Raw genomic sequence first — 21,618 nt, 5'->3', positions numbered from 1 at the left:
CGTGCGTGGCTTGTGCAAGGAGGCATACGTGAGTACGACCGAGTCCGACGAGCAGCCCGGCGATCCGACGCCGGGCGCTCCCGACTGGGCCGCCGCACAGGCGAGCCCCGACTTCCAGGAGCTGCGCAGGCGGCTGCGCGGGTTCGTGTTCCCGGTGACCGCAGGGTTCCTGGCCTGGTACCTGCTGTACGTGCTGCTCGCGAGCTTCGCGACGGACTTCATGGCCACCCCGGTGCTCGGCAACATCAACCTGGGGCTGATCCTCGGGCTGCTGCAGTTCGTGTCGACCTTCGCGATCACCGTGGTCTACATCCGCTACGCCGACCGCGTGCTCGACCCACTGTCGTCGAAGCTCCGCGGCGAGATCGAGGGGACCCGATGAGCACGACAGTCCTGGCGGCGACGGCGGACAGCAACCCCGCCCTCAACATCTCGATCTTCCTGGCGTTCGTCGTCGTGACGCTGGGGATCGTGTTCTACGTCAACAACCGGCACGCGAAGAAGACCGCGGCCGACTTCTACACCGCGGGCGGCGGCTTCTCCGGCACCCAGAACGGGTTCGCGATCGCCGGTGACTACCTGTCGGCGGCGTCGTTCCTGGGGATCGCGGGTGCCATCGCGATCAACGGCTACGACGGCTTCCTCTACTCGATCGGGTTCCTGGTCGCGTGGCTGGTCGCGCTGCTGCTGGTGGCGGAGCTGATGCGCAACACCGGCCGCTTCACCATGGGCGACGTCCTGGCGTTCCGGATGAAGCAGCGCCCGATCCGCGCCGCGGCGGCCACCTCGACGCTCGCGGTGTCGTTCTTCTACCTGCTCGCGCAGATGGCCGGCGCCGGTGCGCTGGTGTCGCTGCTGCTCGGCATCTCCGGCGCCTTCGCCCAGGGTGTCGTGATCGCCGTCGTCGGCGTCGTGATGATCGCCTACGTGCTCATCGGCGGCATGCGCGGCACCACCTGGGTGCAGATGATCAAGGCGGTGCTGCTGATCACGGGCGCGCTGGTCATGACGATCTGGGCGCTGGCGCTGTTCGGCTTCAACTTCTCGGCGATCATGCAGGCCGCCGCGGACGGCTCGCCCAAGGGCGAGGGCCTGTTCGCCCCCGGCCAGCAGTACGGCAAGTCGCTGACCTCGAAGATCGACTTCATCTCGCTCGGCATCGCGCTGGTGCTCGGCACCGCGGGCCTGCCGCACGTGCTGATGCGCTTCTACACCGTGCCCACGGCCAAGGAGGCCCGCCGCTCGGTCGAGGTCGCGATCTGGCTGATCGGCCTGTTCTACCTGTTCACGCTGGTCATCGGCTTCGCGGCCGGTGCACTGGTCGGTCCGGAGGCGATCAACAACGCGCCGGGCAAGGTGAACTCGGCGGCGCCGCTGCTGGCCACCGCGCTGGGCGGCCCGGTGCTGCTGGGGATCATCGCCGCGATCGCGTTCGCGACGATCCTGGCGGTCGTCGCCGGTCTGACGATCACCGCGTCGGCGTCGTTCGCGCACGACGTCTACATCAACGTGATCAAGCGCGGGAACGTCGAGGACACCGAGGCCACCCAGGTCCGGGTCGCCCGCCGCACCGCGATCGTGATCGGCATCGTGGCGATCGTCGGCGGCATCCTGGCCAAGGACCAGAACGTGGCGTTCCTCGTCGCGCTGGCCTTCGCCGTCGCGGCGTCGGCGAACCTGCCGACGGTCCTCTACTCGCTGTTCTGGAAGCGGTTCAACACGACCGGCGGCCTGTACTCGATCTACGGCGGACTGATCAGCACCCTGGTGCTGATCGTGTTCTCGCCGGTCGTCTCGGGGTCCGAGACCTCGATCTTCCCGGACGTGAACTTCGCCTGGTTCCCGCTGGCCAACCCCGGTCTGGTCTCGATCCCGCTGTCGTTCCTGCTCGGTGTGGTCGGTACCTACATCGGGCAGAAGCGCCACGACGGCAGCAAGTACGCCGAGATGGAGGTCCGGTCCCTGACCGGTGCCGGCATCGCCAAGGCCGAGGCACACTGACAGGCCACACCGACAGCCACACCGACCCGAACCACCCCACGCGCCGAGCCCGCGTCCCCGTCACCGGGGGCGCGGGCTCTCCGCTGTCCGGGGCTGGGGCCGGCGTCCGCACCCGCGCCCGGCCCCGATGCCGGCCCCGATGCCGATGCCGCGAGACGGTGCCGATGCCGCGAGACGGTGCCGCGACGGTCCGCGGTGGGACCATGACTATGGCTCGGCGGGGACCGTCGGCACTCCCGCGACGAGGTCGTGCAGCGCGCGGGCGTCGAGCAGGTCCGCCGGGCGCAGGGTGATGCCCTCGCGGACGTAGTGGAACGCCGCCCGCACCCGGTCGGGCTCGACATCCTGCAGCGCCGCCCACGCCAACCGGTACGCGGCCAGCTGCACCCCGACCGCCTGCCTGCGGTCCTCGGCGGGCAGGCCGCCGGTCTTCCAGTCCACGACCGTCCAGCCCCCGTCGGGGTCGGCGAACACCGCGTCCATCCGGCCCCGCACGGCGACCCCGGCCAGCACCGTCTCGAACGACACCTCGACCTCGACCGGCCGGCGGTCCGCCCACTCCGACGCCTCGAACGCCGCCTGCAGCTCGGCGAGCTCGGTCGCGTCGGCCTCCGAGGACACCGACTCGTCGGCGGCGCCGGGCAGCTCGTCGATGTCCAGCAGGCGTTCCGCACCGAAGCGCTGCTCCAGCCAGGCGTGGAAGGCGGTGCCGCGGCGGGCGTGCGGGTTGGGCGGCATCGGCACCGGACGACGCAGGCGGACGGCGAGCGCGTCCGGGTCGTCGGCGAGCTCGACGAGCCGGCTCACCGACAGCCGCCCGGGCAGCGACACCGTGGGCCGCTGGGCGGCCGCGGCCCGCTCCGCGAGCAGGACGTCGACGTCGGCGGCCCAGCCCTCGGGATCCCCCTCCGCGTCGACCACGCCGGCCCCGGACTCCGGGTCGGGGGCCGGGGGCAGCTCGAGTGCGAGCTGGTCGGTCTGCGCGGCGCGGCGCGGCCGCTTCGGCCGCCGGGCGCGCAGCGCGGCGCGGACCATCTCGACCCCGGAGCGCACGTCGTCGGCGCGGTCGCCGAACGGGTCCGGCGGCCACTGAGCGGTCCGTTCGACGCCGAGCGCCGGGTTCCCGGCGTCGATCTCGGGCGGGGGCGCCCAGTGCTCCAGCACGCCGACCTCGGAGCCGCCGGGCCCCTCCAGGATCTCGGCGAGCTCGGTCAGGAACACCGACGGCTCCTTCGGCCGCTCCCCCGTCGCGGGCCAGCGGTGCCCGGACACCAGCAGCACCCGTTCGGACCGGGTGAGCGCGACGTAGAACAGCCGGCGCTCCTCGGCGAGGCGGCGCTCGTCGAGGGCGTCGTCGTGGTCGTCGAGCGCGGTCTCGACCTGCTTGCGGTCGGCGCCCGGAGGGGGCAGGTGCAGACCGGGCAGGTCGTCGGCGTCGCCGCGCAGCGGCACCGGCAGCGCGGCCGGGTCCTTCAGCCAGGACCCGGACATCTTGCGACCGGGGAAGACCTGGGAGACCAGGTGCGGGACGGCGACGACCTCCCACTCCAGCCCCTTCGCCGCGTGCACGGTCAGGATCTGCACCCGGTCCGGGGCGACCTCCACCTCGCCGGGGGTCAGCCCCTCCTCCGCCTGCTCGGCGGTCTCCAGGTAGTCGAGCAGGCCCGGGAGCGACGGCACGTCCGCGCCGGCGGCGAAGTCGGCGACGACGTCGGCGAACGCGTCGAGGTGCGCGCGGCCGGTGGGGCCGGGACGGGCCGCCGTCTCGACGTCGAGGAGCAGGGTCCGCTCCACGTCGGCGACCAGGTCGGTCAGCGGGGCAGCGGTGCGGGCGCGCAGCTGGGCGAGCTCGCGGCCGATGCGCCGGATCCGGTCGAACCCGGCCGAGGAGTAGCGCTCCGGGCCGCCCGGGTCGTCGAGTGCGTCGACGAGACCGGCCTGCTCGGCCTGCTCACCGGGCAGTGCCCCCAGCGCCAGGTCGGCGGCCGACAGCGGCCCGGGGCGCGCCGGGCGGTGCGGGACGAGCTCGCGGGCGCGCTGCCACAGCGCGGCCAGGTCGGCGATCCCGAGCCGCCACCGGGGCCCGGTGAGCAGCCGTACGGCGGCCGGCCCGGCGAGCGGGTCGGACACCACCCGCAGCGCGGAGACGAGGTCGCGGACCTCGGGGGTGGACAGCAGCCCACCGAGCCCGACGACCTCCACCGGGACCCGCCGGTCGCGCAGCGCGGCAGCGAGCGCGTCCATGTCGGAGCGGCGCCGGACCAGCACCGCGGCGGTGGGCGGGGTGCCGTCGGCGTGGCCGGCGTGCCAGAGCTCGGCGATGCCGTCGGCGGTCCAGGCGACCTCGGCCGCGACGTCGGGCAGCAGGGCGGCCCGCACGTCGCCGGGGCCCGCACCGTCGAGCGGGCGCAGCTCCCCCACCCGGACGGCGCCGGGCGCGGTCCGCAGCGGCTCGGAGACCCGGTTGGCCAGCACGAGCACCTCGGCCGGGTTCCGGAAGCTGGTGAGCAGGCCGTGCACGGGGGCGGGGTCGCCGCCCGCGGCGGGGAAGTCGGTGCGGAAGCGCGCCAGGTTCCCGGCACTCGCGCCGCGCCAGCCGTAGATCGACTGGCAGGGGTCGCCGACCGCGGTGACCGAGCGGTACTCCGGGTCGTCGCCGGGCTCCGGGGCGAGCCCCGGCGGCACGCCGAACAGCGCGCGGAGCAGCACCCGCTGGGCGTGCCCGGTGTCCTGGTACTCGTCGAGCAGCACGGCCCGGTACTGGGCACGCTCGATCCGCCCGACCTCCGGGTCGGCCTCGGCGATGCGGGCCGCGAGGGCCATCTGGTCGGCGAAGTCCATGGCCTGTTCGGCCTGCTTGCGCCGGGCGAACTCCTCGACCAGCGGCAGCAGCTCGCAACGCATCCGCTGCGCGGCGATGCGGGCCTTGTACCCGGCCGAGGGTTCGGCGCGCTGCCGCTTGCCGGGCGGGGCGTGCTGCAGCACCGGCAGCATCCGCTCGGCGAGGCGCCGCACCTGGTCCGGCTCGACGAGGTGCTCCCCCAGCTCCCCGGCCAGGGAGAGCAGGTAGCCGGTGACGGTCGCGGGTACCCGGTCGATCTCCAGGTCCGCGGCCCAGGTGGAGACGACGCGGTGGGCCAGCTGCCAGGCCGCGGTCGGGCCGAGCAGCCGGGCGGCGGGCTCTGCGGGCAGCCGCAGCGCGTGCTCGCCGACCAGGCGCCCGGCGTAGGCGTGGTAGGTGGCGACGGTCGGCTCGCCCGCCAGCAGCGCGGCGCGCCGGGCGCCCGACGGGTCCAGGTCGTCGAGGATCCGGGCCCCGGCGAGGCGGCGCAACCGGGACCGGACGCGGGTGCCCAGCTGCTGCGCCGCCTTGCGCGTGAAGGTCAGCCCGAGGACCTGCTCGGGCAGCACCCGGCCGGTCGCGACGAGCCAGACGACGCGGGCCGCCATCGTCTCGGTCTTGCCGGCCCCCGCCCCCGCGACGACGAGCGCGGGCCCGGCAGGCGCGGCGATGACCGCGGCCTGCTCCTCGGTCGGCGGGTGCAGACCGAGCGCACGTGCCAGCTCGGCGGGGGTGGGGTCCACGGGGACCGTTCTACCCGGCCCCACCGACAGCGGTGCCCGGCCCCCGCCGTCGTCCCGGTTCGGTCTCGGGCGCTATCCGGCGTCGTCGACGGGTGCGAACACGCGGGCCCAGTCGACCTGCAGTCGCACCTCGTCGGGGGTGGACGCGTCCGGAGCGGGGATCCACCCGGAGGCCGGGCCCTGGTCGAGCTGGATGGCCAGGTGCATCGGGGTGGTGGGGATCGCGCGGCGGTCGGTGACCTCCCACTTCTTCACCCCGTCGACGTACCAGCTGATCCGGTCGGGCAGCCAGTCCAGCGCGAAGGTGTGCCACTGGGTGAAGTCGCCGGGGCTGGCGGTCGACAGGATGTGGTTCTGCGCGCCGTAGTGGACGAAGGCGGTGGCCGCGTGCCGGGCGCCGAACGGGATCTCCATCATGTCGAGCTCCCCGTCGTCGGGGAACCGCTCGGAGTCCGGCCAGAGCAGGATCGCGGGGCTGTACCCGGTGCCGGCGTCGGTGCGGGCGCGGAACTCCCAGCGGCCGTAGAGCTGTCCGTCGTGCATCGCGACGCCGCCGGAGACACCCCCGCCCGCGGCCCGGGGGCGAGCGGTGACGGTGAGCAGGCCGTCGCCGACGCCGACGGCGGACGGGCGGCGCAGGCCATTGCCGAACCCGCCGGGCGAGTTGTAGACGGTCCAGGTGGAGCGGTCGACGCGGGAGCCGTCGAACTCGTCGCCGCCGACCTGACGCCACTGCTGTGGCGGAGGTGGGGGCGGCGGGGGCGGCAGCTGGTTGTCCAGCGCGGACGTCGCCGGGTCGGCGCCGGCCGTGCCGTCCGGCGGGACGAGCACGGTCCAGGTCAGCCCGGCGGCGGCGACGAGCACCAGCGCCATCGCCCCGGCGCCGTGCGCGATCCGGCGGCGCAGGCCGGTGACGGCGCGGTCCGGGCGTACGGCTCTGTCCGGGTGCCCGGCTCGGTCCGGGCGGCCGGCCCGGGCGGCCGTGGCCCGGGCTCCGCGTTCGGTGGGGCGGAGGCGGGACGTGGTGGTGATCGGCCCCGGGGCTGCGGGAACCCGTGCATTCGAGGTCCGCAGCACGGGGGTCGACGCCGGCGGAGTCGGCGCCGGCGCTGTGGGGATCTGCGCTGTGGGGATCTGCGCTCTCGGGATCTGCGCGGTGGGGGTCGGCTCGGCCGAGGTCCGCGGCGGGACCGGCCTGGCTGCGGTGCCACCGACCTCCGCCGTGGCTGCGGTGGGCGGCCGGGGCCCGCGGCGCGGACCGGGCACGGCGTCCGGGGCGAGGTGCCTGCCCGTCGACCGGCGCGCGGCGACGGCGCGGGTCTCCACGGTGCGTTCCGCTCCGTCCCCGACGCTCGCGGCCGCGACGGTGCCGTCGGCGCGGACGGGCCCGCGGGCCCGCGGCACCGGGGACACGGGCCCCGGTAGGGCGCCCCGGGCGGCGGCGGACGGCCCGCGGGTAGCCTCGGCGATCTCGGCGCCGGAGGTCACGCCCGCGCGGCGCGCCCGGGCCCGTCGTCCGGTCGGCCACGGCTCGGGAGACGGCACAGCGGACGGCTCGGGAGACGGCACGGCGGACGGCCGACGGGCGTCGGGCCCGAGGGGGCGCCCACCACCGACGGCGGTGTGCTGCGAGGTGTCCGGGCGTTCCCCGCCCCGCGACACACCACTCCCCGGTTTCTCCACGCAAGCAGGACGCACGGGACCCCGTTCGGTTGCTCCGTCAGGAGGTCGCGCGCGTCACCCCGTCTGCGGTAGAGCGATCAGGCCGGCGGGGTGCCGACCGTCGCGGGGGCGCCGTGGGCCCGCAGCACCTCCGGCACGGTGACCGTCCCGTTCGCGTCCTGGAAGTTCTCCATGATCGCGAGCATCGCGCGGGCGGTGGCTCCGGTCCCGTTGAGCGTGTGCACGTTCTCGGTGGGCGCCCCGGCCTCGCGGCGGAACCGGACGTTGAGGCGTCGCGCCTGGTAGTCGGTGGTGTTGGAGCACGAGGTGATCTCCCGGTAGCGCTCCTGCACCGGGAACCAGGCCTCGATGTCGTACTTCTTCGCGGCCGGGTTGCCGAGGTCGCCGACGGCGATGTTCTGCACGCGGTAGGGCAGCCCCAGCTCCTGCACGATCGACTCCTCGTGGGCGAGCAGCTCCTCGTGCACGTCCCGGGAGTTCTCCGGCAGGCAGTAGACGAACATCTCGACCTTGTCGAACTGGTGCACCCGGAACATGCCCTTGGTGTCCTTGCCCGCCGCACCGGCCTCGCGCCGGAAGTTCGTCGAGAACGCGACGTAGCTCGCGGGCAGCGCGTCGAGGTCGACGATCTCGTCCATGTGGATCCCGGCGAGCGCGACCTCGGAGGTGCCGGTGAGGTAGAGGCCGTCCTTCTCCAGCTCGTAGAGGTTCGACGCCTCGGTCGGCAGGAAGCCGGTGCCGTACATCGCCCGCTCGTTCGCCAGGACCGGGCCGAGCACCGGGACGAAGCCCTCGCCGGCGAGCTTGTCCATGACGTAGCGGAACAGCGCCATCTCCAGCCGCGCGACGTCGCCGAAGCGGTAGGCGAACCGCGACCCGGACAGCCGCGCACCCCGGGCCATGTCGACCCGGCCCGTCGACGACGCCAGGTCCAGGTGGTCGCGCGGGGGGAAGTCGAAGGCAGGCGGGGTGCCCCAGGTGCGGACGGTGACCGCGTCCTCCTCCGCCATGCCGTCGGCGGCGGTCGGGTCGGGCAGGTTCGGAATGCGGGCGAGGATCTCGGACCGTTCGGTGTCGGCCACCGCGAGGGCGTCCTCGGCCGCGCGCAGCTCCTCCTTCTCCTGCTTGAACTGCTCCACCTGCTCCGGGGTGGGCCTGCCCTTGGGCCGCTGCTTGGCCGCGGCGCGCAGGCTGCCGACGCGGTCGGTGGCCTCTCGCCAGCGGGCGTCGACCTCCAGCAGGGCGTCGAAGTCCGCGGACGCGCCGCGACGGGACAGCGCCGTGCGGAAGGTGTCCGGGTCCTGTCGGGCCGCCTTGAGGTCGATCACTGCTGTTCCAGCCTCTCGCGTAGTGGAGGGACCATCGTAGGACCGGGAATGATCGGACCCGCGCGGTGGTAGTCACCACCATGAGTGTTTCCCTCGGCCGGTACGGCGTCTGGCGGCACGAGACGGGGCTGTCCCCCGATCTCGCCGCGGAGATCGAGAAGCTCGGGTTCGGTGCGGTGTGGGTCGGCGGCTCACCGCCCGGCGACCTCGCGCTGGCCGAGTCGCTGCTCGACGCGACGACCTCGCTGGCGGTGGCGACCGGCATCGTGAACATCTGGGCCACCCCCGCCGACGAGGTCGCGGAGTCGTTCCACCGCATCGAGGCGCGGCACCCGGGACGCTTCCTGCTGGGGATCGGCGTCGGGCACCCGGAGGCCACCAGCGACTACACCCGGCCGTACGCCGCACTCGTCGCCTACCTCGACCGGCTCGACGAGCTCGAGGTCCCCACCGACGGCCGCGCGGTCGCCGCACTGGGCCCGAAGATGCTCGACCTGGCCCGCGACCGGTCCGCCGGGACCCACCCGTACCTGACCACGCCCGAGCACACCCGCTCCACGCGCGAACGCTACGGCGCCGGGGCGCTGATCGCGCCGGAACACAAGGTCGTGCTCGATGACGACCCGGCCGCTGCGCGCACCCTCGGTCGCCCGGCCGTCGAGAAGCCCTACCTGAGCCTGGTCAACTACCGGAACAACCTGAAGCGGCTCGGCTGGGCGGAGTCCGATCTCGACGACGGCGGCAGCGACGCCCTGATCGACGCGCTCGTCGCGCACGGCACCCCGGAGCAGGTCGCGGCCCGGCTCGACGAGCACCTCGACGCCGGCGCCGACCACGTCTGCGCCCAGCTCATCACGCCCGGGATGGCGGAGCCGGAGGGCGACCTGCGACGGCTGGCGACCGCCCTGGGGCTCGCCAGCGCGGGCTAACCTGGGCCAGGTGCGCCCCACTCCCGACGACCCGTCCCTGCTGGGACCGTTGCGACGGCCGGCGCCACTGATCGTGGCGGCGGCCGTCGCCGTCTTCGCGGTCCTGGCCTGGGCCTACCGCGGCGACGCGACCGCCGGGCGGATCGACCGCGACGCCGACGCCGTGGTGGACGCGCTGGGACACCGGTCGGGCTCGCTGCTCGCGGACGCGGTCACCTTCGGCTCCCCGCCGACGGTCGTGCTGTTCGCGCTGCTGCTCGCCGGGCTGGCCCTGTACCTGCGACGACCGCGGCTGGCCGTGCTGGCCGTCGTCGGCCCCGGCCTGACCGGCATCGCGACGACGGTGCTCAAACCACTGATCGGGCGCACCATCGGCACCGCCACCGCGGACGGCTACGCGTTCCCCTCCGGCCACACCGGCGGTGCGGTCTCGATCGGGCTCGTCGTCGCCCTGCTGCTGGTGGGGCTGCTGCCGGTGGCCCGCACCGGACCTGCCGTCGCCACCCTGGCCGCGACGGCGCTGCTGGCCGGAGGCACCGTCGGCGCGGGCATGGTGCGACTCGGGGCGCACTACGCCACCGACACCGTCGGCGGATTCTGCGCCGCGGTCGCGCTCGGGCTGGGTGCGGCGCTGGTCATCGACCGCGTCGCCGACCGCCGGGCCCGACCGGCGCGCGTGACCTGACCACCGGCCCTGACCGACGGGGCGTCCGCTCGGTGGGGCCGGGCCCGCTCACCCGTCCACCACCGTGCGGCCCGTCTCGACCGCGGGGCAGCTCGTACGGACCGGGCAGCGGTCGCAGTCCGGCCCGGCGCGGGCGACGAACACCGCCCCTGCCGAGTCCTCGGCACAGGTCATCAGCACGTCCCGCCAGTGCCCCATCTCCTCCGGGCGCAGCGCCGCCTGCTGCGGTTCCTTGGCCTCGCCGCTCGCCTTGCGGTCGGCCAGGAACAGCAGCCGCGCCCCGCCCGGCTCCACCCCTGCCCCGACGAGCTCGTCGAACGCGCCGAGCGAGGCCGCGAGCTGGTAGACGGCCAGCTGGTGGTGCTCGGCGGTGGCCTTCGCCGAGGTGGCCGTCTTCCCCGTCTTGACGTCGACGACGACCGGACGCCCCTGGTCGTCGCGTTCGAGCCGGTCGACCCGACCGCGCAGCCGGACCCGGCGCGCCGCCCGCACGGCACCGCCGCCGCGCCCCGGACCGCCGTCGGTGTCGACCGGCAGCAGCGCGGGGCCGTCCGGTGTCTCGCCACCGGAGACGGTGCCGCCGTCCGGCGCCCCCGGGTCGTCACCCTCGCTGTCGTCCCCGGCGTCCAGATCCAGCTGCACCGGTTGCTCGACGGCCACCAGCTCCAGCCCCTCGGCACGGCTGCGGCGCACCCAGTCGTCGAAGGCGGCGAGCATCTCGCGCACCCGGACCAGCTCGCGACGCCCGAACCACGGGGCCCCGGTGTCGAGTCGCCGCCACGCCGACCGCAGTGCCTCCTCCAGCTCCGCCGGGTCGGCCCCGGCGGCACGGGCCTGGACCAGTGCGTGCACCAGGGACCCGGTGACCGCCGACAGCGCGCCGGTCTCGTCGCCGCCGTGCCGGGACAGCACCCACCGCAGGGGGCAGCCGGCGATCGTCTCGACGTCGGAGGGGGAGATCGGGACGAGCTCGCCCTCGGCGCGCAGCGGGGCGCCGTCGGACAGCTCGGCGACGCCGTACCAGTCGTCGGGATGGGCCCCGGGGACGCCGTCCGCGGCGAGCCGGGCCAGCTGGGTCGCCGCCCGGCGACGACGCGCGGCGCGCCCCGGGTCGCCGTGGTCGGGCTCGGTGACGGCGCGACGCAGCTCCCCGACCAGCTCGGCCAGCACCAGGGACCGCTCGGGCCGGTGCACCGGGCGGGCCTCGGCGGCGTCGGCGGGGCGGGGGTCGAGCTCGTCGAGGAACCGGGAGGGCTGCTCGTCCTCCCCCTGCACGGCGCTGACCAGCAGCGTCGTCCGGGCACGGGTGCAGGCGACGTAGAACAGCCGGCGCTCCTCGGCGAGCAGTGGCGCCGTGCGGGAGACCGCGTCGTCGGGGGCGGCGACCCCGCCGACGAGGTCGACGAGCCGTTCGTGGCCGAGCAGGCTGCCGCGCAGCCGTACGTCGGGCCACAGACCCTCCTGCACCCCGGGCACCGCGACGACCGTCCACTCCCGGCCCCGGGCGCCGTGCGCGGTGAGCAGCTCGACCGCGCCGCCCCGGGGGGCCTGCGGGGCCAGGGTCTCCCCCGGCAGCTGCTGGTCGAGCAGGTACTCCAGGAACCCGCCGACGTCGGCACCGGGCAGCCGGTCGGTGTAGCGGGCGGCCGCGTCGAACAGGGCCAGCACCGCGTCGAGGTCCCGGTCGGCGGCCGCGCCGCCGGGCCCCCCACGGGCGCTCGCCTCGCTCCAGCGCTTCGCCAGACCGGTGCGCCGCCACACCTTCCACAGCGTCTCCTCGACCTGGTCACCCGCACCGCTGGAGCGGGCGGCGGTGTCGAGCAGGCGGCCCACGTCGCGCATCGGTGCCGCCTCGGCGGGCGAGAGCATCGGCAGCGGGTCGGGCCGGCCCGCGACCGCGTCGCGCAGCATCTCGACCAGCAGCGGATCGCTGCTCGCCGCGGCCGGGTCGACCTCACCCGCCTCGACGCGGTCGTCGTCGGCGAAGGTCCGGACGTCGTGCCCCGCGGCGGCGTGCATCCGCAGCAGGCCGCGGCGCAGCCGTCGCATCCGCATGGGGTCACCGCCGCCCAACGGTGAGGTGAGCAGGGCGGTCGCGAGGTCGGCGTCGATCGCGGACGGTCGCCAGGCCGCGCGCAGCACCAGCAGCAGCGGCACGACGGCGGGCTGGCGCGGCAGCGGCACCTCGTCCGGTGGTGCGGCCAGCGGGACCCCGGCCGCGGCGAGAGCCCGGCGCAGCGCGGGCAGGGTGCGCCGCGCGGACCGCGACAGCACCGCCATGTCCGACCACGGCACCCCGTCGACGAGGTGCGCGCGCCGCAGCCGGTCGGCGATCCAGCCGGCCTCCGCGGACGGCGACCCGAACACCCGGACCTGCAGGGCCTCACCCACCCCGGCCGCGTCCGGGCCGTCCGGACCGTCCGGGGCCTCGGGGGCCCCGTCGTCCTGCTCCGGGCCGCGCCGGGTCCGGGTCACCCCGGCGCCCGGCAGCTTCTCCGCCACCCGCAGGCCCGCCGCCCGCACCCCGGGCCGCTGGCGGTGGTCGACGGTGAGGACCTCGGTGGGCGCGTCGAGCACGGTCAGGCCCTGCGGGTCCGCGCCGCGGAAGGTCAGGACCGCCTGGTCGGGGTCGCCCGCGAGCAGCGTGGAACCGGCGTGCTCGGCCAGCGCCGCGACGAGCTCCATCTGCTGCGGGTCGAGGTCCTGCGCGTCGTCCACCAGGAGGTGGCGCACCCGGCGCCGCTCCTGCTCACGCAGGTCCGGGTCCGCGGCCAGGGTGTCCAGCGCCGCGGCGACGAGCTCGGCCGAGTCCAGCGCAGGCGCCGTGACCTGCGGGGCGCCCCGCCCCGCCGACCCACGCAGCAACGTGACCTCCTCGTAGGTGCGGAAGAACCGGGCCGCGGCGACCCACTCCTCACGCCCGTGCTCACGCCCCAGCTCGGCCAGCTCCCGCGGACCCAGCCCGCGCTCGGCCGCCCGCAGCAGCAGCTCCCGCAGCTCCGCGGCGAACCCGGGCAGTCCGAGGGCCGGGTCGAGCCGCTCCGGCCAGCCCGAGCCGGGGACGGTGCCGTTCCAGCCGTCGATCTCCCCGGCGAGCAGCTCGCGGACCACCACGTCCTGTTCCGCCGAGGCCAGCAGCCGCGGCGGCGGGTCCTCGTGGCGCGCGGCGTGCAGCCGCAGCACCCCGAACGCGTAGGAGTGCACGGTCCGCACCAGCAGCTCACGGGTGGTGCGCACCCCGAAGTCCCCGGCGAGCTCGCCGCCGCCCGCGGTGAGCAGCGACGTCAGCCGGCCCCGCAGCTCCTCCGCGGCGCGGCGGCTGCCGACCAGCAGGAGCACCGACCCGGGCGGCTCACCGGCCCGGATGCGCCGGACCACCGCGTCGAGCAGCAGGCTCGTCTTGCCCGTGCCCGGCCCGCCCAGCACCCGCAGCGCGCCGCGCTCGTGCGCGAGCACCCGCGCGGCGGCACCGGTCCACTCCCGCGCGGGAGCGGGCCGGGGGTCCGCACGCACCAGGCGCGGCGACGCCTGCTCGGTGGCTGTTCGGCTCATGGGGCGATGAGACCACGGGGCACCGACAGCGTCAGACTGCAGGCGTGGACTCCGAGATCCTGGAGCGGGTGCGCGAGGTCGTCCGGTCGATCCCGCCCGGGCAGACCCTCAGCTACGGCGAGGTGGCCGAGCTCGCCGGGATCCGCTCGGCGCGTCTGGTCGGCCGGATCCTCGCCGAGGACGGCCACGACCTGCCGTGGCACCGGGTGCTGCGCTCCGACGGGCGCTCGGCCCCGCACCTCGCCGCCGAGCAGGCGGCCCGGCTGCGGGCCGAGGGGATCCTGATGGTCGACGGCCGGCTGCCCCGTGAGCACCGCAGGCGCTGACCGGCCTCACCCGCCACGGCGCGCGCCGATCCCGGCGACGATCGCCTCCACCCCCCAGGTGAAGGCCCCCTCCGGCAGTGCGACGACCTCGTCGCTCAGGGCGTGGCTGAGCGGCTGCGCATCCGGGTCGAGCCGGGCCCGGCGGTGCTCGGCGGTGTACGCGGCGCCGCGGACCGGGTCCCGGCGCTCCTGCTCCTCGATCACGAACCCGACGACGTAGGCGTTCACCGTGGCCAGCGCGCGCTGGGCGTCGAGCGGGGCGAACCCCGCGGCGACGAGCGCGGCCAGCGGCACCTCCAGGGAGCGCAGCGCCTCGTCGTCGAGCAGGCGGGTGCCGGCGACGAGCATCGCCCCGTCCCGGTAGCCCAGCAGCGTGTCCCGGGTGCCGGCCGCCGCGGTCCGCAACAGTGTCGCCCAGTCCGACCCGGCCGCCTCCCCGACGCGCTGCAGCACCCGCCGCACGACACGCGTCGCCATCTCGTCGCGCAGCGCCGCCATGTCCGGCAGGTGGTAGTAGAGCGCGCCCGCACGCACCCCGAGCCGAGCCGCCAGCGCGCGGGCGGTGATCGCGTCGAGCCCGCCGTCGGCGAGCAGCTCGAACGCCGCGTCGACGATGGCCTCGCGGTGCAGCGCCACCGGCCCCCCTTGACGTTGAACAGTGTTCAGAGGAGTGTAGGCCACCTGGATTTGAACAATGTTCAACGGAGGTGCCCCATGAAGGCCGCTGTCGTCACGTCGTTCACCACCCCGCCCGCGTACGCCGACTTCCCGGATCCCGATCCGGTCGCCGGGACGGTCGAGGTGCGCATGCTCGCCGCCGGGGTGCACCAGCTGGTGCGCTCGGTCGCCGCGGGCAGCCACTACTCCGCGGGGGATCGGCTGCCGTTCGTCGCCGGCGTCGACGGGATCGCCGAGCTCGACGGCCGCCGCGTCTACACCGGTGGCTGCCCCGACCCGTACGGGACGATCGCCGAACGCACACTGGTCCCGGCCGGCTGGGCCGTGCCCGTCCCGGACGCGCTGCCGACCGAGCTCGCCGCGGCCGTGGTCAACCCGGCGATGTCGTCGTGGATGCCGCTGGCCGACCGCGGTGTCCCGACCGGCGGGACGGTCCTGGTCCTGGGTGCGACCGGCGCCTCCGGCTCGCTGGCGGTGCGGATCGCGCTGCACCACGGCGCGGGCCGGGTGGTCGCGGCCGGGCGCGACCCCGCCGCGCTGGAGCGGGTCTGCGCCGACGACCGCGTCGTCGGCATCCGGATCGGCGAGGACCCCGCCGCGACGACGGCCGCGCTCGTGGCCGCGCTCGACGGCGGTCCCGACGTCGTCCTCGACTACCTGTGGGGCCCGGTCGCGGTCGCGGCGTTCGACGCGCTGCGCTCGGACAGCCTGCAGCACGGCGGGCGGCCGGTGCGCTACGTGCAGATCGGCTCGCTCGCCGGGCGGACCGTCGAGCTGGACGCGGCGATCCTGCGCGCCCGCCGGATCGAGGTCACCGGCAGCGGCGGCGGGAGCATCGACCCGGCGCTGCTGTTCGCCGAGCTGCCGCGGCTGCTGGACGCCGTCGTCACCGAGGGTCTCGACGTGCCGGTGCGGACCGCGGAGCTGGCCGACGTCGAGCGGGCCTGGACCGCCGACGGGCCCGGACGCCTGGTGATCACCACCGGGTGACCCGTCGTCGCCGACCGAGACGCCCCGGTCAGCGGGGAGCGCGGCCCTGCACCCAGGTCGCGCCGCGGTCGTCGTCGGTGCCGATCCGGGCGGTGAGCCCGTGCGCGGTGAACACCTCCGCCAGCACCGGCGCCTGTGCGGTGCCGGTCTCGATGAGCAGCGTCCCGCCGGGAGCGAGCCACTCCCCCGCCCCGGCGGCGACGCGGCGGGCCGGGCCGAGGCCGTCGGCGCCGCCGTCGAGCGCGGCGCGGGGCTCGTGGTCGCGGGCCTCCGGGGGCATCGACGCGATCGCGCCGCTGGGCACGTAGGGGGTGTTCGCGACGAGCACGTCGACCCGGCCCCGCAGCCGGCCGGGGAGCGCGGCGAACAGGTCGCCCGTGTGCACCGTCCCGATCCCGGCCAGGTTCGCCGCGGCACAGGCGGTGGCGACCGGGTCGGCGTCGGCCGCGTGGAGATCGACGGCGCGGGAGTCGGCGGCGCGACTGTCGGCGACATGACGGTCGGCGCCGTGACGGTCGGCGGCGGCCCGGCGGGCGACGGCGAGGCCCAGCGCACCGCAGCCGCAGCAGAGGTCGACCACCAGCGGTCGGTGCCCGGGAGCGAGGTCCGGCAGCGCGGCGACGGCCGCGTGCACCAGTGCCTCGCTGCGACGGCGCGGCACGAACACCCCGGGGGTGATCCGCACCCTCAGCCCGTCGAAGTCCACCCGGCCCAGGACGTGTTCCAGCGGTTCACCGGCGATACGACGCCGTACGAGTGCCTCCCGCTCCGGGCCGTCGGCCGCGGTCGCGAGCAGCGCCGCCTCGTCCTCGGCGAACACGCAGCCCGCCGCCCGCAGCCGGGCGACCAGGTCCGGGTCGGGCCGGGGCACGGTCAGGCGGCGAGCACCGCGGCGGCCCCGGCGGCGTAGCGCTTGAGGACGGCGGCGACCACGTCGTCGTGCACGCCCAGCGGGTCGGCGACGACGTCGGCGCCCGATCCGAGCAGCCGTGTCTGGAAGACACCGGGTGCCAGCAGCCAGGACGCGACCGCGACCCGCTGTTCCCCGGCGTCGTGCAGCCGGGTGACCAGCTCGGCCACCGACGGGCTGCCGGTGGCGGCGAACCCGACCGGGACGGGACGGCCGACCCGGCGGGCGAGCATCCCGGCGCTCGCGTGCACCTGGGCGACCGCGGACGGGTCCGACGAGCCGGCCGCGGCGAGGACGACGGCGTCGCCGTCGCGGTAGCCGGCCGTGCGCAACCGGTCCAGGGCCGCGGCGGCGAGCAGCGGGTCGGGCCCCATGGAGCGGGTCACCGCGAACCGGGCCGGGTCGGCGCCGGCCTCGGCGAGCTGGGCGGGCAGGTCGGTGCGGACGTGGTAGCCGGCGGCGAGGAACGCGGGGACGACGACGGCGCCGTCGTGGCCGCGGTCCTGCAGCCCGATCACGGCGTCGACGACCTTCGGACCGCGGACGTCGACGTAGCAGATCTCGACCTGCGGGCCGCGCGCGGCGACGGCCTCGGCGAGCGACCGGATCACCGCGTCGGCGGCGTCGGAGCGCGACCCGTGCGCGACGAGCAGCAGCGGGAGTCCGGTCACCGGGTCACCTCCGGGTCCTCGGCGCAGTGCGCGCCGTGCTCGGGTTCCAGTGCGAGCCGGTAGCCGCGGCGCACCACGGTCTGCACCAGGCCGGGGACACCGAGTGCGGCGCGGAGCCGGGCGATGGCGTTCTCGACGGCGTGCTCGTCGCCCGCCCCACCGGGCTGCGCGGCGAGCAGCTCGGCGCGGGACACGACCCGGCCGGGCCGCCTGGCGAGCAGCCGCAGCAACGCCATGGGCGTCGGCGGGAGCGGGCAGAACCTGCCGTCGACGAGCACCGCGTATCCGCGCAGCTCCAGCTGGTGGCCGCCGACCGGGAGCCTGCGGGCACGGGCCGGGGCGACGGACTCACAGGTCCGCACCATCGCGCCGAGCCGGGAGCGCTGCGGCTGCACGGTCGGCACGTCGAGCGCCTCCAGCGGTGCCGCGGTGACCGGGCCGACGCACAGCGCCAGCACGGGGCCGCGCAGCGCGGTGAGGAGGTCCTCGCGCAGACCCCGCTCCCCGGCACGGGCGAGGATCCCGGCCGCGGCGGGGGCGCTGGTGAACGCCAGGACGTCGATCCCGCCGGTCAGGGTGGTGTCGATCAGCCGGTCCAGCGGGGCGAGGTCCAGCGGCGGTGCCCACCGGTAGACCGGCACCGTCACGACCTCGGCGCCCGCCATCTCCAGCGCGTCGACGACGTCGGGCAGCGGCTCGCCGTGCAGCTGTACAGCGATCCGGGTCCCCTCGACGCCGCGGTCGAGCAGGTGCTCCAGCACCTCGGCGGTGGACTCCGACTCCGGGGACCAGGCGTCGACCAGGCCCGAGGCGCGGATCGCGCCGCGCGCCTTGGGCCCGCGGGCCAGCATCTCCGACCGGCCGAGCGCGACGAGCAGCTCCTCGCCCAGCCCCCAGCCGTCGGCGGCCTCGATCCAGCCGCGGTAGCCGATCCCGGTGGTCGCGACGGTGATGTCCGGTGGTGCCGCGACGAGCTCGCGGGTGCGGTTCTCCAGGTCGGCGTCGTCGGCGAGGGCCACGATGCGCAGCGCGGGCCCGTGCTGGACGGTGGCGCCGCGGCGCTCCAGCATCGTGGCCAGCTCCTCGGCGCGCCGGGCCGCGGTGATCCCGACGGTGAACCCGGCCAGCGGTGGCACCGCCGCCGCGTCGGGCGCGGCGGCGACGTCTCGTGCGGCGGATCGGGTCACCGGTTCTCCGTTCCTCCGATGTCCCGGCCGGCCGGCGCGGAGGACGCGCGGAGATGGCCGGGAGCGTCGCGGGTGGTGGTGGGCACGACGGTACGGGAAGGGGTGTTCACCGTAGCCCGACCTGCAACTCCTCGCCCATCACCCGGACCACGAACGCGGGCAGGCTCACAGCGTCGCCCTCGTCGGCACCCGCCAGGCAGCGGCCGTCGCGCAGGGCGAAGACCTGCTTGTACAGCGGCGAGGCGACGGTCGGCTCGCCGCCGCGGTCGCCGACGATGCCGCGGGAGACGACCGCGGCCCCGGTGAACGGGTCGATGTTGCCCAGTGCGTACACCGAGCCGTCGGCGAGACGGAACAACGCGACCTGGGTGTCGCCGACGAGTGCGGCGACACCCCGGCCGGGCTGCAACCGCTCCACCGGGCAGACCGTGAGCCAGCCGGTGGGCTCGGTCCCGGCCGGGGCGGGCGCGGCGGTCGTGGTCGCTCCGGTGCTGGTGGCGATGGTGCTGGCGGTGCTGGTGGTGGTGGACGCGTCGAGCTGGGTGCTCATCGGGAGGACACCTCCGGGAGGCCGATCAGGACGGGCTCGTCGGGACGGCCGGGGGCCGGGACGTTCTGTCCCCGCTCCTCGACGAAGCGGACGGTGGGGTCGGGGGTGTCGGGCGCGTTGACGAAGGACACGAACCGCTCCAGCTTCTGCGGGTCGGCCAGGACGCCGGCCCACTCGTCGGCGTAGGAGTCGACGTGGCGGGCCATCGCGGCGTCGAGCTCGGCACAGATGCCGAGCGAGTCGTCGACGATCACCGCGCGCAGGTGGTCCAGCCCGCCCTCCATCGCCTCGATCCACGGCGCGGTGCGCTGCAGCCGCTCGGCGGTGCGGACGTAGAACATCAGGAACCGGTCGATGGTGCGGACGAGCGTCTCGGTGTCGACGTCGGAGACGAGCAGCTCGGCGTGACGCGGGGTGAAGCCGCCGTTGCCGCCGACGTAGAGGTTCCAGCCGTGCTCGGTGGCGATCACGCCGAAGTCCTTGGAACGGGCCTCGGCGCACTCGCGCGCACAGCCGGAGACGCCGGACTTGAGCTTGTGCGGGCTGCGCAGCCCGCGGTAGCGCAGCTCCAGCTCGACGGCGAGGCCGACCGAGTCCTGCACGCCGTAGCGGCACCACGTCGTGCCGACGCAGGACTTCACGGTGCGCAGCGACTTGCCGTAGGCGTGTCCGGACTCGAACCCGGCGTCGACCAGGCGTCGCCAGATCGCGGGGAGGTCCTCGACGCGGGCGCCGAACATGTCGATCCGCTGCCCGCCGGTGATCTTGGTGTAGAGCCCGAAGTCGCGGGCGACCTCGCCGATCACGATCAGGCCCTCGGGGGTCACCTCGCCACCGGCGATCCGCGGGACCACCGAGTAGGTGCCGTTGCGCTGCATGTTGGCGAGGAAGTGGTCGTTGGTGTCCTGCAGCGTCGCGCGCTCACCGTCGAGGACGTGCTCGTTGTAGAGCGACGCGAGGATGGACCCGACCACCGGCTTGCAGATGTCGCAGCCCGAGCCGCGGCCGAAGCGGGCGACCAGGTCGGAGAACGACCGGATGCCGGCCCCGGCGACGATCTCGAACAGCTCCGCGCGGGAGTGGTCGAAGTGCTCGCACAGGGCCTTCGAGACCTCGACACCCTGCTGCTCCAGGATCCGGGCCAGCGCCGGGACGCACGAGCCGCAGGTGGTGCCCGCGCGGGTGCACGCCTTCAGCTCCGGCACGGTGTGCGCGCCGTCGGCGATCGCCGCACACAGCGTGCCCTTGGTGACGGCGTTGCACGAGCAGATCTGCGCGGAGTCCGGCAGCGCCGACGCGTCGGGCTCGGCCCCGCCCTTCGAGATGAGGGTGACCGGGTCGTCGGGCAGCCGGGACCCGACCAGCGGGCGCAGCGAGCCGTAGCGCGAGGCGTCGCCGACCAGGACCCCGCCGAGCAGCGTGGACGCGTCGTCGGACACGACCAGCTTGGAGTAGGTGCCCTCGACCGGGTCGTTGACGACGATCTCCAGCGCGCCCTCGGTCGTGGCGTGCGCGTCGCCGAAGCTCGCGACGTCGACGCCGAGCAGCTTGAGCTGGGTGGACATGTCCAGCTCCTCGGGCGTCATCCGGGCCTGCCCGCCGAGCAGCCGGTCGGCGACGACCTCGGCCATCGCGTAGCCGGGCGCGACCAGGCCGTAGGTGCGGCCCTCCAGGGCGGCGCACTCGCCGATCGCCCACACGGCGTCGTCGGAGGTGCGGCAGCGGTCGTCGACCCAGACCCCGCCGCGTTCGCCGACCGGCAGGCCGCAGTCGCGGGCGAGCTGGTCGGAGGCGCGGATGCCCGCGGAGAAGACGACGAGGTCGGCGTCGAGCTCGACGCCGTCGGAGAGCGTTCCGACGAGCCGACCGCGGTCGGCGGACACCGCGGACAGCGACACCCCGGTCCGCACGGCGATGCCCTGGGCGGTGACCAGCCGCTTGAGCAGCGCGCCGCCGCCCTCGTCGACCTGGACCGGCATCAGCCGCGGCGCGATCTCGACGACCTGCGGCGACAGCCCGAGCAGCCGCATCGCGCGGGCCGCCTCCAGGCCGAGCAGCCCGCCGCCGACGACGATCGCCGACGGCCGCCCCTTGCGGGCCGGGTCGTCGGCTGCCGCCGCGGCGGCCGCCTTGATCGCGTCGAGGTCGTCGAGGGTGCGGTAGACGAAGCAGCCGGGCAGATCCTTGCCGGGCACCGGCGGGACGAACGGGTACGAGCCGGTGGCGAGCACCAGCGCGTCGTAGGTCAGGGTGCGGCCGGACGCGGTGGTGACGCGGCGGGCGTCGCGGTCGATCGAGGCCACGGCGTCGCCGAGGTGGTAGGTGACGAGCGGATCGCTGCGCAGCTCGTCGTCGTCGAGGCGCAGCTCCTCCTCCGACTTGCCGTCCACGTAGGAGGACAGGGCGACCCGGTCGTAGGCGCGGCGGGTCTCCTCGCCGAGGACGGTGATCTCCCAGTCCCCCGCCGTGTCACGGTCCCGTACGGCGGCGACCAGGCGGTGGCCGACCATGCCGTTCCCGACGACGACCAGACGACTCATGCT

16 protein-coding genes are annotated in these 21,618 nt (G+C 75.6%); 6 read left to right on the top strand and 10 right to left on the bottom strand.

Annotated elements, in window-relative coordinates; genetic code table 11:
• Positions 1-28 precede the first annotated feature (28 nt).
• Together Ae717Ps2_RS03435 and Ae717Ps2_RS03430 are read left to right on the top strand one after the other, a co-directional pair.
• Positions 29-382: a DUF485 domain-containing protein gene (locus Ae717Ps2_RS03435; protein ID WP_060713141.1), complete on the top strand. Its 354-nt coding sequence runs from the start codon at positions 29-31 to the stop codon at positions 380-382.
• Positions 379-2,001 (top strand): cation acetate symporter, encoded by a 1,623-nt coding sequence (locus tag Ae717Ps2_RS03430; RefSeq protein WP_075333013.1) that lies wholly within the window; start codon positions 379-381, stop codon positions 1,999-2,001. Before Ae717Ps2_RS03435 ends, Ae717Ps2_RS03430 begins: the two co-directional genes overlap by 4 nt.
• 207 nt (positions 2,002-2,208) lie before the next feature.
• Here Ae717Ps2_RS03430 and Ae717Ps2_RS03425 read toward each other — a convergent pair whose 3' ends face one another.
• The 3 genes from Ae717Ps2_RS03425 to serS form a co-directional block, all read right to left on the bottom strand.
• Complete coding sequence (locus tag Ae717Ps2_RS03425; RefSeq protein ID WP_075308105.1) at positions 2,209-5,586, bottom strand: ATP-dependent DNA helicase; 3,378 nt, start codon at positions 5,584-5,586, stop codon at positions 2,209-2,211.
• Between the two features lie 72 nt (positions 5,587-5,658).
• Positions 5,659-7,131 carry a family 16 glycosylhydrolase gene (locus tag Ae717Ps2_RS03420; protein WP_143510289.1) on the bottom strand — a complete coding sequence of 491 codons (1,473 nt, stop codon included), beginning with the start codon at positions 7,129-7,131 and terminating at the stop codon, positions 5,659-5,661.
• A 215-nt stretch (positions 7,132-7,346) separates the two neighbouring features.
• The gene (gene serS, locus Ae717Ps2_RS03415; RefSeq protein WP_075308109.1) at positions 7,347-8,597 is read right to left on the bottom strand and encodes a serine--tRNA ligase; all 1,251 of its coding nucleotides are present in this window, start codon (positions 8,595-8,597) and stop codon (positions 7,347-7,349) included.
• Between the two features lie 80 nt (positions 8,598-8,677).
• On the opposite strand from serS, the gene Ae717Ps2_RS03410 reads away from it, so the two are divergent.
• Together Ae717Ps2_RS03410 and Ae717Ps2_RS03405 are read left to right on the top strand one after the other, a co-directional pair.
• On the top strand, positions 8,678-9,526 hold the full coding sequence (locus Ae717Ps2_RS03410) for an LLM class F420-dependent oxidoreductase (protein ID WP_075308111.1): 849 nt from the start codon (positions 8,678-8,680) through the stop codon (positions 9,524-9,526).
• A 10-nt stretch (positions 9,527-9,536) separates the two neighbouring features.
• Complete coding sequence (locus tag Ae717Ps2_RS03405) at positions 9,537-10,211, top strand: phosphatase PAP2 family protein (protein WP_139318803.1); 675 nt, start codon at positions 9,537-9,539, stop codon at positions 10,209-10,211.
• Between the two features lie 48 nt (positions 10,212-10,259).
• Here the strand turns inward: Ae717Ps2_RS03405 and Ae717Ps2_RS03400 are convergent, their stop codons facing one another.
• Positions 10,260-13,763, bottom strand: coding sequence for an ATP-dependent DNA helicase (locus Ae717Ps2_RS03400; protein ID WP_083702252.1), 3,504 nt, complete (start codon positions 13,761-13,763; stop codon positions 10,260-10,262).
• A 44-nt stretch (positions 13,764-13,807) separates the two neighbouring features.
• Here Ae717Ps2_RS03400 and Ae717Ps2_RS03395 point away from each other — a divergent pair, with 44 nt between their 5' ends.
• Complete coding sequence (locus Ae717Ps2_RS03395) at positions 13,808-14,089, top strand: MGMT family protein (protein ID WP_020622958.1); 282 nt, start codon at positions 13,808-13,810, stop codon at positions 14,087-14,089.
• Positions 14,090-14,095: 6 nt separating this feature from the next.
• Here the strand turns inward: Ae717Ps2_RS03395 and Ae717Ps2_RS03390 are convergent, their stop codons facing one another.
• A complete protein-coding gene (locus Ae717Ps2_RS03390) occupies positions 14,096-14,725 on the bottom strand; it encodes a TetR/AcrR family transcriptional regulator C-terminal domain-containing protein (RefSeq protein ID WP_075308117.1) in 630 nt (209 codons plus the stop codon).
• 78 nt (positions 14,726-14,803) lie between these two features.
• On the opposite strand from Ae717Ps2_RS03390, the gene Ae717Ps2_RS03385 reads away from it, so the two are divergent.
• The gene (locus Ae717Ps2_RS03385) at positions 14,804-15,757 is read left to right on the top strand and encodes a zinc-binding alcohol dehydrogenase family protein (RefSeq protein ID WP_075308119.1); all 954 of its coding nucleotides are present in this window, start codon (positions 14,804-14,806) and stop codon (positions 15,755-15,757) included.
• A 28-nt stretch (positions 15,758-15,785) separates the two neighbouring features.
• Here the strand turns inward: Ae717Ps2_RS03385 and Ae717Ps2_RS03380 are convergent, their stop codons facing one another.
• The 5 genes from Ae717Ps2_RS03380 to nirB form a co-directional block, all read right to left on the bottom strand.
• Positions 15,786-16,628 carry a putative protein N(5)-glutamine methyltransferase gene (locus Ae717Ps2_RS03380; protein WP_075308121.1) on the bottom strand — a complete coding sequence of 281 codons (843 nt, stop codon included), beginning with the start codon at positions 16,626-16,628 and terminating at the stop codon, positions 15,786-15,788.
• A gap of 2 nt (positions 16,629-16,630) precedes the next feature.
• Entirely contained in the window at positions 16,631-17,338 is a 708-nt protein-coding gene (locus Ae717Ps2_RS03375; protein ID WP_075308123.1) for a sirohydrochlorin chelatase, read from the bottom strand.
• The gene (locus Ae717Ps2_RS03370) at positions 17,335-18,525 is read right to left on the bottom strand and encodes a uroporphyrinogen-III synthase (RefSeq protein ID WP_075333011.1); all 1,191 of its coding nucleotides are present in this window, start codon (positions 18,523-18,525) and stop codon (positions 17,335-17,337) included. Before Ae717Ps2_RS03370 ends, Ae717Ps2_RS03375 begins: the two co-directional genes overlap by 4 nt.
• 106 nt (positions 18,526-18,631) lie before the next feature.
• Complete coding sequence (gene nirD / locus Ae717Ps2_RS03365; RefSeq protein WP_075333010.1) at positions 18,632-19,075, bottom strand: nitrite reductase small subunit NirD; 444 nt, start codon at positions 19,073-19,075, stop codon at positions 18,632-18,634.
• The gene (gene nirB / locus Ae717Ps2_RS03360; RefSeq protein ID WP_075308129.1) at positions 19,072-21,615 is read right to left on the bottom strand and encodes a nitrite reductase large subunit NirB; all 2,544 of its coding nucleotides are present in this window, start codon (positions 21,613-21,615) and stop codon (positions 19,072-19,074) included. Before nirB ends, nirD begins: the two co-directional genes overlap by 4 nt.
• Between the last annotated feature and the right edge of the window lie 3 nt (positions 21,616-21,618).

It is taken from the genome of Pseudonocardia sp. Ae717_Ps2, from assembly GCF_001932475.1.
Taxonomy (GTDB): domain Bacteria; phylum Actinomycetota; class Actinomycetes; order Mycobacteriales; family Pseudonocardiaceae; genus Pseudonocardia.
Note: the sequence above shows the minus strand (reverse complement) of the source record. Positions and strands in the feature narration are given on the sequence as shown.

Bases quoted from the DNA above. Each gene is read 5' to 3' on its own strand.
- Ae717Ps2_RS03430 (WP_075333013.1), top strand. From the start codon at position 379: ATGAGCACGACAGTCCTGGCGGCGACGGCGGACAGCAACCCCGCCCTC.
- Ae717Ps2_RS03410 (WP_075308111.1), top strand. From the start codon at position 8,678: ATGAGTGTTTCCCTCGGCCGGTACGGCGTCTGGCGGCACGAGACGGGG.
- nirB (WP_075308129.1), bottom strand. From the start codon at position 21,615: ATGAGTCGTCTGGTCGTCGTCGGGAACGGCATGGTCGGCCACCGCCTG.
- nirD (WP_075333010.1), bottom strand. From the start codon at position 19,075: ATGAGCACCCAGCTCGACGCGTCCACCACCACCAGCACCGCCAGCACC.
- Ae717Ps2_RS03385 (WP_075308119.1), top strand. From the start codon at position 14,804: ATGAAGGCCGCTGTCGTCACGTCGTTCACCACCCCGCCCGCGTACGCC.
- Ae717Ps2_RS03400 (WP_083702252.1), bottom strand. From the start codon at position 13,763: ATGAGCCGAACAGCCACCGAGCAGGCGTCGCCGCGCCTGGTGCGTGCG.